16 protein-coding genes are annotated in these 16,520 nt (G+C 67.1%); 10 read left to right on the top strand and 6 right to left on the bottom strand.

Features of this window, described 5'->3' with window-relative positions:
• The first annotated feature begins 580 nt into the window (after positions 1–580).
• Positions 581–856, top strand: coding sequence for a hypothetical protein (locus tag NS1_RS21340; RefSeq protein WP_062987083.1), 276 nt, complete (start codon positions 581–583; stop codon positions 854–856).
• Positions 857–959: 103 nt separating this feature from the next.
• On the opposite strand, the gene NS1_RS21335 is transcribed toward NS1_RS21340, so the two are convergent.
• Complete coding sequence (locus tag NS1_RS21335) at positions 960–2,429, bottom strand: recombinase family protein (RefSeq protein WP_062987081.1); 1,470 nt, start codon at positions 2,427–2,429, stop codon at positions 960–962.
• Positions 2,398–2,607, bottom strand: coding sequence for a hypothetical protein (locus tag NS1_RS40185; protein WP_373864356.1), 210 nt, complete (start codon positions 2,605–2,607; stop codon positions 2,398–2,400). The genes NS1_RS21335 and NS1_RS40185 overlap by 32 nt, the downstream gene beginning before the upstream one ends.
• 103 nt (positions 2,608–2,710) lie before the next feature.
• On the opposite strand from NS1_RS40185, the gene NS1_RS21325 reads away from it, so the two are divergent.
• A complete protein-coding gene (locus tag NS1_RS21325; protein ID WP_062987076.1) occupies positions 2,711–4,261 on the top strand; it encodes an MFS transporter in 1,551 nt (516 codons plus the stop codon).
• Here the strand turns inward: NS1_RS21325 and NS1_RS21320 are convergent.
• Positions 4,187–4,804 (bottom strand): TetR/AcrR family transcriptional regulator, encoded by a 618-nt coding sequence (locus NS1_RS21320; RefSeq protein WP_062987074.1) that lies wholly within the window; start codon positions 4,802–4,804, stop codon positions 4,187–4,189. The two genes, NS1_RS21325 and NS1_RS21320, sit on opposite strands and share 75 nt — an antisense overlap.
• Positions 4,804–5,160: an SPW repeat domain-containing protein gene (locus NS1_RS21315; RefSeq protein WP_056814191.1), complete on the bottom strand. Its 357-nt coding sequence runs from the start codon at positions 5,158–5,160 to the stop codon at positions 4,804–4,806. The genes NS1_RS21320 and NS1_RS21315 overlap by 1 nt, the downstream gene beginning before the upstream one ends.
• 218 nt (positions 5,161–5,378) lie before the next feature.
• Between NS1_RS21315 and NS1_RS21310 the strand changes: the two genes are divergently transcribed.
• The 3 genes from NS1_RS21310 (at position 5,379) to NS1_RS21300 (ending at position 8,259) form a co-directional block, all read left to right on the top strand.
• Complete coding sequence (locus tag NS1_RS21310; protein WP_062987072.1) at positions 5,379–6,578, top strand: NAD(P)/FAD-dependent oxidoreductase; 1,200 nt, start codon at positions 5,379–5,381, stop codon at positions 6,576–6,578.
• Between the two features lie 87 nt (positions 6,579–6,665).
• Positions 6,666–7,430 carry a glutamate racemase gene (locus NS1_RS21305; RefSeq protein WP_056814186.1) on the top strand — a complete coding sequence of 255 codons (765 nt, stop codon included), beginning with the start codon at positions 6,666–6,668 and terminating at the stop codon, positions 7,428–7,430.
• An 88-nt stretch (positions 7,431–7,518) separates the two neighbouring features.
• On the top strand, positions 7,519–8,259 hold the full coding sequence (locus tag NS1_RS21300) for a DNA alkylation repair protein (RefSeq protein WP_062987093.1): 741 nt from the start codon (positions 7,519–7,521) through the stop codon (positions 8,257–8,259).
• Here the strand turns inward: NS1_RS21300 and NS1_RS21295 are convergent.
• Both NS1_RS21295 and mftR2 read right to left on the bottom strand, forming a co-directional pair.
• Positions 8,256–9,311: a ferredoxin--NADP reductase gene (locus tag NS1_RS21295; protein ID WP_062987070.1), complete on the bottom strand. Its 1,056-nt coding sequence runs from the start codon at positions 9,309–9,311 to the stop codon at positions 8,256–8,258. The genes NS1_RS21300 and NS1_RS21295 overlap by 4 nt on opposite strands.
• A 37-nt stretch (positions 9,312–9,348) precedes the next feature.
• A complete protein-coding gene (gene mftR2, locus NS1_RS21290) occupies positions 9,349–9,981 on the bottom strand; it encodes a mycofactocin system transcriptional regulator MftR2 (RefSeq protein ID WP_056814181.1) in 633 nt (210 codons plus the stop codon).
• A 183-nt stretch (positions 9,982–10,164) separates the two neighbouring features.
• On the opposite strand from mftR2, the gene mftA reads away from it, so the two are divergent.
• The 5 genes from mftA to NS1_RS21265 all read left to right on the top strand — a co-directional run bounded on the left by mftA (position 10,165) and on the right by NS1_RS21265 (position 16,213).
• Positions 10,165–10,269: a mycofactocin precursor MftA gene (gene mftA / locus NS1_RS40180; protein WP_101468422.1), complete on the top strand. Its 105-nt coding sequence runs from the start codon at positions 10,165–10,167 to the stop codon at positions 10,267–10,269.
• A 2-nt stretch (positions 10,270–10,271) separates the two neighbouring features.
• Entirely contained in the window at positions 10,272–11,747 is a 1,476-nt protein-coding gene (gene mftC / locus NS1_RS21280; protein ID WP_082843567.1) for a mycofactocin radical SAM maturase, read from the top strand.
• Between the two features lie 205 nt (positions 11,748–11,952).
• A complete protein-coding gene (mftF, locus tag NS1_RS21275) occupies positions 11,953–13,350 on the top strand; it encodes a mycofactocin biosynthesis glycosyltransferase MftF (RefSeq protein WP_062987066.1) in 1,398 nt (465 codons plus the stop codon).
• Positions 13,351–13,360: 10 nt separating this feature from the next.
• Entirely contained in the window at positions 13,361–14,743 is a 1,383-nt protein-coding gene (gene mftG, locus NS1_RS21270) for a mycofactocin dehydrogenase MftG (RefSeq protein WP_062987064.1), read from the top strand.
• Positions 14,744–14,848: 105 nt separating this feature from the next.
• Positions 14,849–16,213 carry a GAF domain-containing protein gene (locus tag NS1_RS21265; protein WP_062987062.1) on the top strand — a complete coding sequence of 455 codons (1,365 nt, stop codon included), beginning with the start codon at positions 14,849–14,851 and terminating at the stop codon, positions 16,211–16,213.
• Positions 16,214–16,520 lie beyond the last annotated feature (307 nt).

Raw genomic sequence — 16,520 nt, 5'->3', positions numbered from 1 at the left:
GTTGTAGTAGTCGGACAGGGAGGCGCGCCCGCGCGCTGTGGTGTCGTTGGCGGCGGTGTTGCGCAGGTAGTACTGGTAGCCGTTGCCTGCGGCGACCTTGTGCATGGTCGCGACCATTCCTCCATGAGACACCCAAAAAGGGCGAATTCAAGGCGACCTAGTCTGTAAATCTTTGCCACAACAGCGTTTCCGCAGGACGTTACCAACTCGTAACCCTGAGATGAAAGATGTCTGAATGTGACGTAGGGAGAAATAGGGGTAGGGGGTATATGAGAATAAGGGTGAGTTTAGTTGTGGGGGTGGGGCATTGATGAGGTGGGGTGAGATGTTTTGCGGGGGTATGGGTGCGGGTGGGATGTGTTGGGTACCGATGGGATGCGATGGGATGGGGCTGGGTTGGGGCTGAGGCGATGAATCCGGCGCGCGACGCGGCCGGACTCGGCTCGCGCGCGACGGCACCGCCCGGACGCAGATCGCGGTACCGAAATTTGCATACTTTGCCGACTTCCGACCAATGGCACACTGGGAAGCGGAAGAGCCGCGAGATCAGGGGACACCTCGACAACCGAAAAGGAACGCGATGTCCCACAACAGAAAAGATCGACCCCGCACCGCCGAGTTCGACGCACAGTTACGCCATGACGCGCAGCCACCGCAGGCAAGCGTGTCCGACCAGCCATCGCCGCGCACTGCGTTCGAAGACTGGATTGCCTATTGGCAGCCGATCACTCGGGAGTGGCCGCCATTGGATGCCGAAGGGATCGCGGCCGTTGCTGCGGTCGTGGCCCGCATCGATCGCCGCCGCGCTGACACCGCCACCGACGATGGCGACAGTCAGAAGCCGGGGGCGCAGTGAGCCTGACTCGGTGCGGTCGTGGCGCACGCATACACCAACGGCGTGCCGCCGCTGCCGACAACGACAGCGGCGGCGGCGTGGCCGATCGGCGCGGGGCCTGAGTTCAGGCCGCGACCGGATCGATCACGATGCGGTCCCGGTCGAACTTCGGACCGCGCTTGGTGGCGGGCATGACCCGAACGCGGCGGCCTCGCAACGCGCGTTTGATCATCACCCGCTTTTCGGTGGTGTCCGCGTCTTCCCACCGTTGGGTCCATTCCTGTACCGACTCCGCGTGTGCGCGGGTGTCGGCTGGTCCGTCGAACTCTGGTGCGGCGTCCAGTTCCGCCAACTTCTGACGCAGCCCGGCGATACGCCGATCTAACGGCTCGGTCGCTTTGTCGTAGCGCGCCAAGGTGATATCTCCGCGTCCCAACCGGTTCGACAGTTCCTCGGCCAGTTCCTCGCACTCGGCCAGTTTCTCGGCCACCGGTCGGCGTGCTTCCTGGGCGGCTGTCGCAGCCTTGGCTACGGCGTCGCTGTGGGCGGGATCGGACAGGATCGATACCACCAGCGCACCGATGGCGGTATCGAGTTGGCGCATGTCCACCGATACCTTGTTGCATCCGCTACCGGTGAAACGCTTTTGGCACCAGTACCGCCGCCGGGTCGACCCATCGTCATACGGAGTGCGGTCGTACTGCGGGCGACCGGTCAACCCATGACCGCATCTGCCACAAGCGACCGTCGCCGAGCACACATAGACCTCGCTGGTGGGCCGCCCCCGCCCGTGTGAGTTGAACCGCGCGGTCAGCTGGTCCCACTCGGCCTCGCTGATCATCGGCGTTCCCAGCATCTTCGCCACGATCTCCCCGTCATGCACGACGTAACCGGCGTTGCGCGGGTTCGACATGACCCGTTTGACTTTCTCGGGTGACCATTTCGCGCCGAACGAGGTAGTGATTCCACGATTGTTCAGATCCACTGCGATCGGGCGGTACTTCTCTCCGGCCAACAGCCGCGTAGCCATTTCCCGCAGAACCGGGCCTTCGGTCGGGTGTGGGGTGATCCCGTCGATCTCGAACCCGAACGGGCGGTGGGAGTGGTTGGACTCTCCGCGAGAGGCTTTCAACCGCTTGCCGCGCTTCACACGGCTGGACAACCGGTCCGATTCGTAGGCGGCGGCGGTGAGCTGGTCGCGAAAAGACTTGCGCCCGTTCGCGGTCGTCAAATCGTATTCGCCTTCGCTGTCGAGCACGGTAAGTCCGCGTTCGGCTGCCAAGATCAACCGTTCGCCCTCGATCGGACGGCGGGAGAACCGCGCCATGTCGAACACGACCACGCCACCGGTCGTCCCGGCCTCGAGGCGTTCCATCAACCGTTCCCACTCGCGGCGGCGTACACGCGGGTTCCACGCCGACCGGCCGGAATCGATGTGGACCTGTCCGACCTGGCCACCGTGGTCGGCAACGCGTGCCTCGCAGTCTTCGACCTGCCCGGTGGTCGAGCGTTGGCGCTCGTCGCCTAAGCGGGATACGCGCGCGTAGATGTCGAGGGTCGTGCTATCGGCAGTGTCCCGGTTGTTCGGCCTCATGCTGCTCCCTTGGCGAAGGGGCTACTAATTCGATGGTAGCCCCGGCGAGCTGAGCGAGCTCCTCGCGGCGCAGGCCGGGCACGCGGCGGGTGACGCCGAAGGTCCGTAGGCCGATCCGTTCTGGGGTGGTTCGGTCGCGGCGGGACTTGAGGAACGTTCCGAGGCTTTCCAACTCCATCGTTCCCATCGTAGGCACCTGGGCGAGGTCGTGCCTATCCCGGCTGGGTGTACCCACGTCATGGGCCTGGTTGTCGCCCGCCCGCGCTCGCAGGGTGAGTGACATGAATCGAACCCATGACACCGACGTGCGGTCCTGGCTGGGCCTGCTGGTGGTGCTCGGTCCCGTCCTGCTCGTCGCGATGGACGGCTCGGTGCTGTTCCTGGCGATGCCCGCCATCACCGACGCACTGTTACCTTCGGCCGACGAAACCCTGTGGATCCTGGACAGCTACGGCTTCGCGGTCGGCTCACTGCTGATCGCGTTCGGCACCATCGGCGACCGCTACGGCCGCAAGCGCCTGTTGATGATCGGCGCCGCGATGTTCGGCCTCGGCTCGGTGGGGGCGGCCTTCGCCACGAGTCCAGCACTGTTGATCGCCTTCCGGGTCCTGATGGGTGTGGCAGGCGCGACGCTGTTGCCGTCGGCTCTCGCCGTGCTCGGCACCCTGTTCACCGATTCACGCCGCCGCGCTCAGGCCATCGGCATCTTCGCCGCCACCTTCGCGGCGGGTTTCGCGATCGGCCCGATCGTCGCCGGTCAGCTGCTGACGCGGTTCTGGTGGGGATCGGTGCTGCTGATCAATGTGCCCGTGGTGCTGATGTTCCTGGTGCTGGCGCCGGTCCTGCTCGGTGAGGTGCGCGCGACCGGGCTCGGCCGTATCGATGTGGCGAGCGTGCTCACCTCGGCGATCGGGCTCCTGCTCACCATGTACGCGGTGAAACACGCGGCCGCCCAAGGTGTCTCGATCGCCACGGTGATGGTCGGGCTTGCCGGTGTGGCTCTGCTCGGATCGTTCGGTCGCAGGCAGAGGCGCATCGACAACCCGCTCGTCGACTTCACCTTGTTCCGCAACCGGGTCTTCACCATCGCGATCATCACCGGGTTCCTGCCCCTGGCGGCCTGGTCGGCGACCGCTTACCTGGCCGCGACCTACCTGCAATCCGTGCTCGGGATGTCCATCGCCGACGCCGCGTTGCTCGCGGTCCCCGGCGCCCTCGTGCTCACCGTGGCCGCCGTCCTCACCCCGGCCGCCGTCGCCCGCGTCGGACAGTCGGCAGCCCTGATCACCGCCCACTTCACGATCGCGGTCGGCCTGCTGCTGCTGTTGGCGACCGATTCCGGCGGCGGTGTGGGCTGGTACATCGCCGCGACCGTGGTCGCAGGCATCGGCTACGGCATCTCGTTCAGCGTGGTCGCCGATATCGCCGTCGCCGCGGTCCCGGTCGAACGGGCCGGGGCAGCCGCCGCTCTGGCCGAAACCGGCAACGAACTCGGCAACGCGCTCGGTATCGCCCTGTTCGGCTCCCTGGCCGCCGTCCTCTTCCGCGTCCAGGGTCCCGACCTCGCTCCCACCCTCGGCGAGACCCTGCGCCTTTCGGCCCTCACGCCCGCGGTGCTGGACGACGCCCGCAGCGCCTTCGTCAGCGGATTGCACGTTGTCGCCGCGACGGCGGCCGTCCTGCACGTAGTCCTCGGTCTGGCGGCCATCCGGGTCCTCGGTGGCGGTTCGCGGGCGAGTCGAGCGATCGCGCCGGGATCAGCCGAGTTGGGTCATCCCCGCCGCGACCACCTGGGCGACATTCACCAGGTCGTCGGCCGTCGGAACGGGTAGACCGTCGAGGGCGTGGAGGCGGTCGGTGCTGGCGATCGCGAACATGGCGGACACCCAGGCGGCGGCGCACGCGTGCAGGGTGCCGGGCCGAACCGGGACCGGGGTGCTGGCTTGCAGCACCCGGGCGGTGATGTCGAGGAGTTGGTCGCGCAGGGCGCGCAGGGTGCGGCGGACGTCGGGGTGGGTGTCGGCCTCGCGCCACATGATCACGCGAAGGACCGAGGAATGGTGGTCGCGCAGGTTGATCGCGGTGTCGAGGTTGATGAGGCTGGCGGCCGGATCGCCGGGGCTCACCACGGCGGCGAGGTCGTCGATCGGATGTGCCGGGACGCGTTCGCGCATGAGCGCGGACAGGATCGCGTTCTTGGTGGGGAAGTAGTAGAAGACCAGTCCTTTCGGCACATCGGCGGCCGCGGCGACGGCCGCGGTCGGTGTGGCATCGAATCCCTGTGTGGCGAACAGGGTTTCGGCGGCATCCAGGATGAGTTGCCGGGCGTCGCCATCGCGCTTCGCGTTGCGGCGCCCGACTCGTCGGCCCGGCATCAGTGATGTGGAGCCATGTTGTGCAGGCGCTGGTTCATCGCAGGCAGCGCGGCGACCGCCACCACCGCCGTCACCACTCCGACCACCCATGCGGTCCAGGATGCGCCGCCGAAGGCGGTGAAGTCCATGGCCCACGGCGAGATGAACAGCAGCACGCCGAACACGCCCATCGCGTAGTCCGCGACGGACAGATCGTCCCTGGCCATCTGGATCAGACCGGTCGCGGCGATGAGGACGCCGAGCACGATGAGAGTCCATCGGGCATTGTCGTTGGTGTCGAGCCACAGGGGCGACAATGCGGTGAATGCGCCGAGGACCACGGCGAGAAAATCCTGTGCGCGACTGTTGGTGAACATGGGAAATGCCTCCTCGTTGAGACGAAAATACCTCTGACCTCGGTCTACTCCTGATTGACCGCCCGGTCGATATCGGGAGCGGCACGGTTGGGTTGCGACGTGGGTGTCACAGGTGGCCCGGCGCACTGGTACAAACATCTGGGGGCCGTAGTGGTCCGCGACACAGCAGAACATGGCATGGGTGCGGTCGGTGACCGAGCATGCCGAGAGGACACAACATGAGCGCGCCCATCGTGATCGTCGGAGCGGGTCTGGCAGGCCTGCGAACGGCCGAGGAACTGCGCCGGGCCGGGTACGAGGGCGGTGTGCTGCTGCTCGGTGACGAGACGCGCCCGCCGTACGACCGTCCGCCGCTGTCGAAGCAGTTCGTGCGTGGCGAGACCGACGACACCACCCTTCGCCCGCCGGAGTTCTTCGCGGACAAGAACATCGAGCTGCGCCTCGGCACCGCCGTTACCGGCGTCGACACCGCCGCGCGCACCGTCGCCCTGGCCGACGGCAGCACCATCGCCTATGACCAGCTGATCATCGCGACCGGTCTGCGTCCACGCAGGCTCCCCGGCCTGCCCCAGGTCGCGGGCGTGCACGTGCTGCGCGCCCACGAGGACGCCGAAACTCTGCGCGCCGAACTCGACGGCGCGACCCGCGCGCTGATCATCGGCGCCGGTTTCATCGGCTGTGAGCTCGCCGCCAGTTTCCGCGCCGCCGGAGTCGAGGTCACCCTCGTCGAACCGCAGCCCACTCCGCTCGCGTCGATCCTCGGCGAGCGGATCGGCGGTCTGGTGGCGCGCATGCACCTCGACGAAGGCGTGGACCTGCGCTGCGGCACCGGCGTCGACACCCTGCGTGCCGACGATGCGGGCCGGGTGTCCGGCGCCGTCTGCACCGACGGCACCGAAATCGACGCCGACCTGGTCGTGGTCGGTGTGGGTTCGGTGCCCGTCACCGACTGGCTGGCCGACTCCGGCATCGAACTGGCCGACAGGTCGGCGGGCGGTGGTGTGCTCGCCGACGAGGTCGGCCGTACCTCCGCCGACGCGGTCTGGGCGGTCGGCGACGTCGCCGCCTGGCAGCACGACACCGGCGTCCGCAAGCGCGTAGAACACTGGACCAGCGCGGGCGAACAGGCAAAACTGCTGGTCACCGCCCTCCTCGGCGGCGCACCCCCCACCATGGCCCGCGTCCCGTACTTCTGGAGCGATCAGTACGACGTCAAGATCCAGGCCCTCGGCACCCCATCGCCCGACGACGACCTCACCATCGTCAGCGACGACGGCCGCAAGTTCCTCGCCTACTACTCCCGCGACGGCATCCTCACCGCCGTCCTCGGTGCGGGCCTGACCGGTCAGGTGATGAAACTGCGCGCGAAGCTGGCCACCCCCACCCCGGTGGCCGACCTCCTCGCCGCAGCGGGCTGAGGGCCACCCCACGTCTCGACACGGGCGCCACGGCGGCGCACACACGGTCGCGATCGGCCGATCTCGCCGCTGTAATACGGTGTAGCGGTGATCGTCGCGCTCATCGATTCCGGCCTCGGCCTACTGCCTACGGCTTCGTGGTTGCGCAAACTGCGGCCCGATGTCGACCTGCTGCTGTTGCTCGACCCCGACGGCGCGCCGTGGGGGCCCAAGCCCGAGCAGTGGGTGGTCGAGCGGGTCGTCGGCGCGGCGCGCCAGGCGGTCGAGTCGGGGGCCGAGGTGATCGTGCTGCCGTGCAATACCGCCAGCGTCACCGCCTTGGACCATGTGCGGGCCGAGGTGGGGGACTCGGTGCCGGTGATCGGCACCGTTCCCGCTATCAAACCTGCTGCCGCGCAATGTAATTCGGTGGCGGTGTGGGCGACAGCGGCGACCACGGCCAGTCGCTACCAAGCCGATCTGATCGCCCGGTTCGGCGGTGACGCGAAGGTGGTCGGGGTCGCCTGCCACGGGCTGGCCGACGCGATCGACCGCGGCGACGTCAAGGCCATCCGCGAGTCGATCGCCGACTCCGCCGCCCGCACCCCGGCCGATGTCGAGGGTGTGGTCCTCGGCTGCACCCACTATCCGCTGGTCATCGACGCCATCGTCGCCGCTCTGCCCGACGGTGTGCGCCTGTTCGACAGCGCCCAAGCCGTCGCCGCCCAAACTGTCCGCAAGATGGACGAACTCGGTCGCCCCACCACCGGCACCGGCACGGTCACCGTTCGCACCAGCGGGCGACCGGGCGAATTGCCCTCCGGTGCGGCGACATTCGAGTCGGGTCGTCTGCTCGGTGCGCTTCCTGCGTGATCGGCGGCGGCCGTAGGGGCGACGGCCTGCGCGAACATGTCACCGCACCAGTGTTGAATGCGGGGGAATCCCCGACCCGGAGGTGCGTGTGTTCGAGCTCCCCACCGCTGCACAGGTGCGCAAGGCCCTCGCCGACCTGGCGAACCCCACAGACGCGCATCACTTGCAACGCTTCTTCAAAACCGGCGCCGACGAATACGGCGAAGGCGATATCTTCCTCGGCATCCGAGTTCCCGTCACCAGGAAGGTGGCGAAACAGTTCGCCACACTTCCCCTTTCGCAGATCGACGAACTCCTCGACAGCCCACTCCACGAGGAACGTCTGGTCGCCCTGTTCATCCTCAACGCCCGCTTCGCCGAGGCATCGAAACCGCGCGTCCGCGACGACAAGGCCCGCGAGGAGATGGTCGACCTCTACCTGGCAGCCGTCCGAAGGGGGCGAGTCAACAACTGGGACCTGGTCGACGCCTCCGCCGAGAACATCATCGGCCCGTGGCTGCTCGACAAAGACCGAGCCCTGCTTTTCGAACTGGCCGACCAGGATTCACTCTGGGAGCGCCGCGTAGCGCTGCTGTCCACCTTCGCCTTCATCAAGGCGGGTGACCCGAGCACGACCCTGGAACTCGCCGGGATTCTTCAGTCGGACCGCCGAGATCTGATCCAGAAGGCGCTCGGCTGGATGCTGCGCGAAGTAGGCAAACGCGTCGACCAGGCCGCGCTCACCGACTTTCTCGACGAGAACGCACCCGAGTTGGGCCGCACCGCTCTGAGTTACGCGACCGAACACCTCGAGCCCGAGCAACGCGCCGCCTACCGCGCCATGCGTTAGAACTGGATCCGCAACCGATCGGTCACCGGCCGCGCCTGGCAGCCGAGGATGTACCCGTTCTCGATGTCCTCGGGATCCAGGATCTCCGAATTGGCCATCTCCACTTTGCCTTCCAGCACGGTGCAGGCACACGACCCGCACTCGCCCTCCTGGCAGGAGTAGGGCACGTCGAGGCCCTTGTCGAGCATGATGTCGACCAGCGTCTGCTTGCGCGGCCACGACATCTCGTGCACCTCGCCGTCGAGCTCCACCTCGACCGTCGCCGCGTCGGCAGCCTCGGCCTCGGAGACCTCGGCGGGTGCGTGGGCGGCGAACGGATCGCCCGCGAGGGAATTGAACACCTCGGCATGGGTCCGGTTGCGTGGCACCTCGAGCGAGGCCAACGCGTCGTGCACCAGGTCCATGAACGGCTTCGGCCCGCACATGAACGCCTCATAGCCGGTGTAGGGCGAGACCAGGGTGGCCATCATGTCGGCGGTCGGCAGGCCGAGCAGCGGCTCGAGCCAGTGGATGACGGTGAGTCGCTGGGGATGCTTGCCGACGAGATCGCGCAGTTCATCGGCGAAGATCACCGAGTTCGCGTCGCGATTGGCGTAGACCAGCACGACCTTGCCCGAACCCTGCGACAGCGCCGACTTCAGAATCGACATCACCGGCGTGATCCCGCTGCCCGCTCCGAACAGCAGCAGGTTCTCGTCGAGATCCTTCGGCGTGAACACGCCGGAGGGCGGCAGCACCTCGACCTCGTCGCCGACGGCGAGGTTGTCGCAGAGCCAGTTCGAGCCGTACCCGCCCTCGGTGCGTTTGACCGTCACCTTCGGCTGATCATCGGTGAACGGCGAGCTGGCCAGCGAATAGCAGCGGGCGACCGATCCGGTCTGCTCGCTCGGGATGCGCAGCGTCAGGAACTGGCCGGGGGTGTAGGCGAAGCGCTCGCGCAGTTCGGCGGGCACCTCGAAGACCACGGAGTGGGTATCGGCCGTTTCGGCGATCACCGCTGCTACCCGCAGCACCACCGAGCGCGAGCCGTGCGGAACCTCGACTGTGGTCATGTCGTCCTCTCGGGCAAAACTAGAACGTGTTTCAGTTTCATGCTAGGCCGGGACGCGCCTGCAGGGCAAGCTGTGCCTCGAGTCCGGCGACCAGCACCTCCATCCCGAAGTCGTAGGAGTACTTGCCGCGCAGGTCGGGCATGTACTTCGTGGCTCGGGCCACCGCCTCGGGCAGCAGCACGTCCGCCGGCGCGGAACGGTCGCGCGGGTTCACTCTGCTGCGGCCGAACAGGTAGGTGTGGATGGTCGCGTAGGCGGCCAGCACGTTGCGGTCGCTGAAGCCCGCGTCGAACAGGATCTCCATCACCGCTTCGATCAGGTCGAGCTGCTTGCCGAGCATCTGCTCGAGCAAGATGTCGCCGAGGCCGGGATGCGTGCGGAGTTTATCGTCTATCTGATCGATCAGATCGCGCAGGCGCTGCTGCCACGGACCGGACTCGCGCGGCGGCTTGCGCACCCCGAGCAGTGCGGCGCTGGCGACGAGGTCGAGCAACTCGCGCTTGTCGGCCACGTAGTAGTACGGCGCCATCGGCGACACCCCGAGCTCGCGCGAGAGCCGTCGCATCGAAAGCTTTTCGACCCCGTCCTCACGCACCACCTTCAGTGCCGCGTCGACGATCTCGGTCTCGGACAGTGTCGAACTAGCGCCCGCCCCACCATGGTTACGCAAGCCTCTGCCTCACCTCTGTTGCCGCCGGGCCATCAGCCCTTTTCCCATCCTGCCCCCGGAAGTCTAGAGGGGTTCGCAGGTGATGGGGCGGGGTGTGCTCAGAGAAAGATTTTCCGATTCCGCCCTTTATGGCAGTCACTGACGTTAAGGTCCGAGGTGACCGGCAACACAATGGAGGTAGTCATGCCTGAGAACACCACGCCTGCGACCGTCGAATCCGACGAGGACCTGGTCACCGAGACGCTGATCGAAGAGGTCAGCATCGACGGCATGTGCGGCGTGTACTGACCATGCTCGATCTCGACACCCGTTGGACGCTGCACCCGCGGGTCTCGTTGCGCCCGGAGTCCTTCGGCGCGCTGCTGTACCACTTCGGGACCCGCAAGCTCTCGTTCCTCAAGAGCCGCGATCTCGTCGACGTGGTCCGGTCGCTGCCCGCGCACTCTTCGGTGCGCGAGGCGCTGCGCGCCAAGGGCATCGACGCCTCCGACGCGCACCTGGCCGCGCTCGGGCAGCTCGCCGACACCGACATGATCGTGGCATCGCCCGGCCCGGTCACCGCCGCACCCGAAGCCTTGCCCGCGGGTGACGCTCCTCAGGGCGGCAGGCTGATCGACCGCTTCGAATCGGGCCTCGGCGCACCGATCTGCCTCACCTGGGAACTCACCTACGCCTGCAACCTGTCGTGCGTGCACTGTCTGTCCTCGTCGGGCCGCCGCGACCCGAACGAACTGAGCACCGAGCAGTGCAAGGCGCTGATCGACGAGTTCGAGCGCATGCAGATCTTCTACGTCAACATCGGCGGCGGTGAACCGACCGTGCGCCCGGACTTCTGGGAACTGGTCGACTACGCCACCGCGCACAATGTGGGGGTCAAGTTCTCCACCAACGGCGTTCGCATCAACGAAGAGGTCGCCGCGCGCTTGGCGGCCAGCGACTACGTCGACGTGCAGATCTCCCTCGACGGCGCCGACGCCGCGGTCAACGATGCCGTGCGCGGCCCCGGCTCCTACGACACCGCGATCAAGGCGCTGTCGAACCTCGCCGCGGCGGGTTTCAAGGACGCGAAGCTCTCGGTCGTGGCCACCCGCCACAACATCTCCCAGCTCGACGAGTTCAAGGCCATCGCCGACAAGTACGGCGCCACCTTGCGACTCACTCGGCTGCGCCCCTCGGGTCGTGGCGCCGACGTGTGGGACGAACTGCACCCACTGCCCGAGCAGCAACGCGAGCTCTACGACTGGCTCGTCCGCAACGGCGAGGGCGTGCTCACCGGCGACTCGTTCTTCCACCTGTCCGCATTCGGCTCGGCGCTACCGGGTTTGAACATGTGTGGCGCGGGTCGTGTGGTCTGCCTGGTCGACCCGGTCGGCGACGTCTATGCCTGCCCCTTCGCCATCCACGACCGCTTCAAGGCCGGAAACATCGTCGCCGACGGTGGTTTCGAGTCGGTCTGGACCGATTCGGCGCTCTTCGCCGAACTGCGCGAACCGGTCGACGGTGGCGCGTGCACGAAGTGCTCGCACTACGACTCCTGCCGCGGTGGCTGCATGGCGGCGAAGTTCTTCACCGGTCTGCCCGCCAACGGACCTGATCCGGAATGCGTGCAGGGCTACGGTGAAGCGGCATTGACAGCGCCGGGTCGTACCATTCCGCGCCCCGCCGTCGACCACTCACGCCCGGTTCGCAGCCGTGCCAGGGTGTCACTGCCGCTGACCGTGAAGCGCCCACCTGCCAAGGCGTGCAACGAGAGTCCGCTCGGCTAGGCGTACCTCCGCCTGCGCTCCGGCCGTGCGCAGCTGAGGAACGCTGACGCGTCCGAATCCTTTATTCGAATCCGGTTGCCGGAAATGCGCTGCCGATCTTGTTGACACGTCCGGCAACCGGTCAGGGCGGCATTTCAGGCAGACTTTCCTCCTTTTTTGTGGGGTGATGATGTCTGAGAGCCCAACTGCGAATAGCATGCGAGGAATGCGCCATGATCGTCTGCCCGACGGCTTCGGGGTACGGATCGATCCACGGGTACGCGCATTTTCCGGGGGTCGGATCCTGATCGGAGGATCGCCCGCACGGATGCTGCGCTTGGCCCCGGAGGCCGCCGAGTTGATCGGCGACGGATACCTGGAGGTGACCGACACCAAGTCCGCGATCGTCGCCCGCCGACTGCTCGATTCCGGCGTGGCCAACCCGCGTCCGCGGCTCGAACCGTCACTCGACGACGTCACCGTCGTCATCCCGCTCTACAACAATGCCGACGGACTGTTACGTCTGCTTGCGGTGTTGCGCGGGCACAACGTGATCGTTGTCGACGACGGGTCCGACGAACCTGTCCGCATCCCGCCGCGATCGGGCCGTGGTCAGGTGACGGTGCTGCGGCACGAGAGTCCGCTCGGCCCCGCGGCTGCCCGAAATGCCGGATTGCAAGCGGCGACAACGGGCTTCGTGGCGTTCCTCGACTCCGACGTGGTGCCTCGCAGCGGGTGGTTGGAGGTCATGCTCGGGCACTTCAGCGATCCGCAGGTCGCGCTCGTCGCGCCGCGCATCGTCGCCCTCGACTCCGAATCCAACGCGCTCGCCCGCTACGAACACACCCGCTCCTCACTCGATCTCGGCCGCCGCGAGTCGGCGGTGCACGCGCGCGGCATCGTGTCGTATGTGCCGAGCGCGGCGCTGCTGGCACGGCGCGCGGCGCTGCTCGGCGAGGGCGGATTCGACGAATCGATGCAGGTGGCAGAGGATGTCGACCTGTGCTGGCGGCTCGAACGCGCCGGCTGGCGATTGCGCTACGAGCCCGCCGCGCACGTCGCCCACGATCACCGTGTCGCCTTCCGCGCCTGGTTCGGACGAAAGCTGTTCTACGGCACCGGCGCCGCACCGCTCGGCAAACGGCACTCGGGCCTGGTCTCGCCGCTGTCGGTGCCGACCTGGACCGTGCTGGCGAGTCTGCTGTTCGCGACACTGTCGAAGTGGGGTCTGCTCGGTGGACTCGTCACCCTCGCCACGGCCCTTGTTCGTCTGCGCCGGGTCTTCACCGAACTCGACAACCCGACCAGGATCGCCGCGGTCTATCTGGCCCGCGGCTACTTCGCCGGTATGTGGCGACTGGCTTCGGCGATGTGTCGCGACTATTGGCCGGTGACGCTGCTCGCCGTCATCGCGTCGAGCCGGATCCGCAGGATCGCCATCACCATGGCGCTCGCCGACGGTCTGGCCGACTGGTTCACCCATCGCGACTCCGGCGGCCTCGACCCGCTGCGCTATGTGGCCTACAAGCGCCTCGACGACGTGGCCTACGGCACCGGCCTGTGGCTCGGCGTCATCAGGGCGCGCAGTTTCGAAGCGCTCAAGCCGAGCGTGCCACCCCGCTGAATACGCCTGCGTGACGAGCACTCTCATTGTCGGAGCAGGGTCGGCGGGGTGTGTGCTCGCGGCCCGGCTCAGCGCTGATCCGGCGCGCTCGGTGCGCGTGTTCGAAGCTGGACCGGCCCACCGGCCAACGGGGGAACTGCTCGACCCGGCTCACCTACCGGTCGGCCCTGATTCCGGGGTGCTCTGGCGGTACCCGGGAAACCTGGTGCGCGGCAAGCTGATCGGCGGATCCGGTGCGATCAACGGCAGCTACTTCATCCGCCCACCCGCCACCGACTTCGCGGCATGGAGTGCGGTGGCGGGCCCACGCTGGTCGTTCGAAGCGGTCCTGCCTGTTTTCCGCGACCTGGAACACGACATGGATTTCGGCAGCGCCCCCGGCCACGGCGTCGGCGGCCCGATCCCGATCTCGCGAACCAGCGATCCCACGGAGTTCAGTGCCGAGTTCGCGCGACGGTGCGCGGCAGTGGGGTTCCCGGAAATCCCCGACCTCAACGCACCGGCCGAATCCGGCGATGGGGGATTCGGCCGGGTGCCGTTGGCGGTGTCGCGCGGTCGTCGAGCGGGGCCGGCCATCACTCATCTCTATCCAGCGATGGGGCGACAGAACCTGACGGTCACCAGCGACACCATGGTGACCCGGCTACTACTGCGCGGCACGAAGGTGATCGGTGTGGAGTGGGCGCGCGGTCGTGAGCGCGGGCGAAGCTATGCCGATCAGACGGTGTTGTGCGCGGGCGCGGTCGAGTCGGCCGCGCTGTTGATCAGATCCGGGATCGGCCCCGAACCGCTGCTGCGCTCGCTCGGTGTCGAGATCGTGCGGCCCGCGCCGGTCGGCGCGTGGTGCGCCGATCACCCCGAGATCGGCGTCGAGTTCGGCGTCGACGAGCTCGCCGAGTCGGCCGTCCCGCTCGAATACGTCCTCGAAATCGACGACCTGGAACTACGCCCGTACACCCCGATGTTCACGCCGGGTCTGCGCCGGATCGGGGTCGCCCTGATGCATCCCGAGTCGACCGGCGAGCTGACGCTCGTCTCGACAGATCCCACCGTCGGAGCCCACGTCGACCAGCGCTATCTCCGCAGTGCGCGAGACCGCGCCCGCCTGCGCGACGGAGCAGCGCTCACCGCCGATCTGCTCGGTCGACCGATCAGTCGCATCGAGGACGCCTGGTTGTACGCCAACCTCGGGACCTCGCAACACCTGTCCGGTACCTGCCGCATGGGCGCCGCGCACGATGAGCGCGCGGTGGTCGACGAACAGGGCCGCGTCCACGGCATCGACGCCCTGACGGTCGCCGATCTGTCGGTTGTCCCGGTCCCGCTGCGCCGTGGTCCGCAGGCCGCGACAGTGATGCTCGCCGCAGCCATAGCCGACCACATGGTCGTGTGACGAAGTGACGGCAGATACCACGATGTGACCTGCGGGACAAACCCAGACTTCTGGCGTTTTGCCCGATAACTGCCCGGTACAGTTTGTAGCGGGAAAGAAAGGCAAATGGTCAGCAATCTTGCAGGTGGGAGGCCCCCACGGCAGGCATCGGAGTCGGGCGCACAGCTCGGTGCTCTGGAAGCCTATGCCGCACAGGCCCATGGATATCTCAGTGCCGGTGGTGAACAGCTTACCCAGCTGGCCGGTCTTCTACGTCCGCTCGTTCTCGAATCATGGCTGCGCAGTGTGCGCGGTGGTGTCGATCCGACGGACGTCATCGACGGTCGCGGGCTGCGCGGCGCCGATCTCGAGCGGTATCGCGATGCCCATCCCATCGCCGCGCTCATGCCGCTGATCGACAAATTGCTGGTCCAGGACGCGTCGCACGCCGGATTGATCGTGACGGTGGCCGACCAGTTCGGTCGCGTGCTCTCGGTGCACGGTCATCCCGAGCAGGTCGCCGCCGCCGCCGAGATCGGCGTGCGCGAAGGCGACGATCTCAGCGAACGCCGGATCGGCACCAACGCCGTCGGCCTCGTGGTGCGCACCGGCCGGGCCACCTGGATCCACGGACCCGAACATTTCCTGCATCGCATGCATCAGATCACCGGCGCCGCGGCCCCCGTGCACGAGCCGGACGGCCGTCTGATCGGCGTTCTGATGATTGCCGGCGGGATGCGGGTGGCCAAGCCGGAAATCCTCGCCTTGGTCAAAGCCGCCGCGACCGCCGCCGAAATGGACCTGGTGCTGCGGGCGATGCGCGCGAGCCACGGCATCGCTGCCCCGGTGCCGGCCAACTGCGACGACACCGAACAGGCCAACCTCGGTCTCGACGTCTTGGGCCTCGGCCAACCTCAGTTGAGTATCGCGGGGGAGCGGGTGCCGCTCTCGCAACGTCATGCCGAGATCCTGCTCTTGCTCACCGAACATCCCGAAGGCCTCGGCGCCGACCATCTGGCGCTGCTGCTCGACGACACCGATCTGGACAACGGCACGATCCGCGCGGCGATGTCGCGGCTGCGGTCGGTGATCGGCGCCTCGGTCGTCGGTTCGCGTCCTTACCGTCTGCGCGTGCATGTCGCAACCGATGTGGAGGCCCTGCGGGCCGCCCTCGACTCCGGTGATATCGAATCCGCATTGCGCTTGTACGCGGGCCCGGTGCTGCCGCGCTCCTCGGCTCCCGGCATCTGCGACATCCGCGACGAGCTCCGGGTCCGGTTGCGAACCGCCGTGCTCGCCGACCCCGACGCCGGCGTACTGCGTCGCTGGACGTCGGGCCCGGAGGGGCGCGACGATGCCGCAGCGTGGGCCGCCTATCGATCGACGGTCGATCGTGATTCGCCGCTGTATGCGCAGATAGAAGCCAAGATCCGAGTGCTCGATCGGCGCATCGGCGCGGATGCAACGCAGATGCAACGTTTCGGCTCATAGTGTCCGGGTCTGAAGGTGTGGTGGCTCACATATCGATATCCGATGTGTTGGAGCCCACACTCATGCCCTGGTCGTGAGTACTCACTCGGACAGACTGGACAATCGACCGGTTTTTTTACCGGAATAAGTTCCCTTTTATTAAATGAGCGCCTACTGTCGGCCTTGCATGGACAGGCACCATGTGACGTAACTGACACAGCCGTTGGAGGAACGATCATCAGCTAGGCACCCGCGACGGACGCAACGTCCGTTTGCTTCGGCGACCAGTGGTCGCCGATCTCGTCCACATGATCTGTCGGGGATCTTG

Source organism: Nocardia salmonicida NBRC 13393 (assembly GCF_001613085.1).
Classification (GTDB): Bacteria; Actinomycetota; Actinomycetes; order Mycobacteriales; family Mycobacteriaceae; genus Nocardia; species Nocardia salmonicida.
Note: the sequence above shows the minus strand (reverse complement) of the source record. Positions and strands in the feature narration are given on the sequence as shown.

What these genes read in the sequence shown, in the direction of transcription:
- NS1_RS21295 (WP_062987070.1), bottom strand. Translation starts at nt 9,311, where the DNA reads ATGACCACAGTCGAGGTTCCGCACGGCTCGCGCTCGGTGGTGCTGCGG.
- mftA (WP_101468422.1), top strand. Translation starts at nt 10,165, where the DNA reads ATGCCTGAGAACACCACGCCTGCGACCGTCGAATCCGACGAGGACCTG.
- NS1_RS21325 (WP_062987076.1), top strand. Translation starts at nt 2,711, where the DNA reads ATGAATCGAACCCATGACACCGACGTGCGGTCCTGGCTGGGCCTGCTG.
- mftF (WP_062987066.1), top strand. Translation starts at nt 11,953, where the DNA reads ATGCGCCATGATCGTCTGCCCGACGGCTTCGGGGTACGGATCGATCCA.
- NS1_RS21335 (WP_062987081.1), bottom strand. Translation starts at nt 2,429, where the DNA reads ATGAGGCCGAACAACCGGGACACTGCCGATAGCACGACCCTCGACATC.
- NS1_RS21340 (WP_062987083.1), top strand. Translation starts at nt 581, where the DNA reads ATGTCCCACAACAGAAAAGATCGACCCCGCACCGCCGAGTTCGACGCA.
- NS1_RS21320 (WP_062987074.1), bottom strand. Translation starts at nt 4,804, where the DNA reads ATGCCGGGCCGACGAGTCGGGCGCCGCAACGCGAAGCGCGATGGCGAC.
- NS1_RS40185 (WP_373864356.1), bottom strand. Translation starts at nt 2,607, where the DNA reads ATGGAGTTGGAAAGCCTCGGAACGTTCCTCAAGTCCCGCCGCGACCGA.
- NS1_RS21315 (WP_056814191.1), bottom strand. Translation starts at nt 5,160, where the DNA reads ATGTTCACCAACAGTCGCGCACAGGATTTTCTCGCCGTGGTCCTCGGC.
- mftC (WP_082843567.1), top strand. Translation starts at nt 10,272, where the DNA reads ATGCTCGATCTCGACACCCGTTGGACGCTGCACCCGCGGGTCTCGTTG.
- NS1_RS21310 (WP_062987072.1), top strand. Translation starts at nt 5,379, where the DNA reads ATGAGCGCGCCCATCGTGATCGTCGGAGCGGGTCTGGCAGGCCTGCGA.
- NS1_RS21265 (WP_062987062.1), top strand. Translation starts at nt 14,849, where the DNA reads ATGGTCAGCAATCTTGCAGGTGGGAGGCCCCCACGGCAGGCATCGGAG.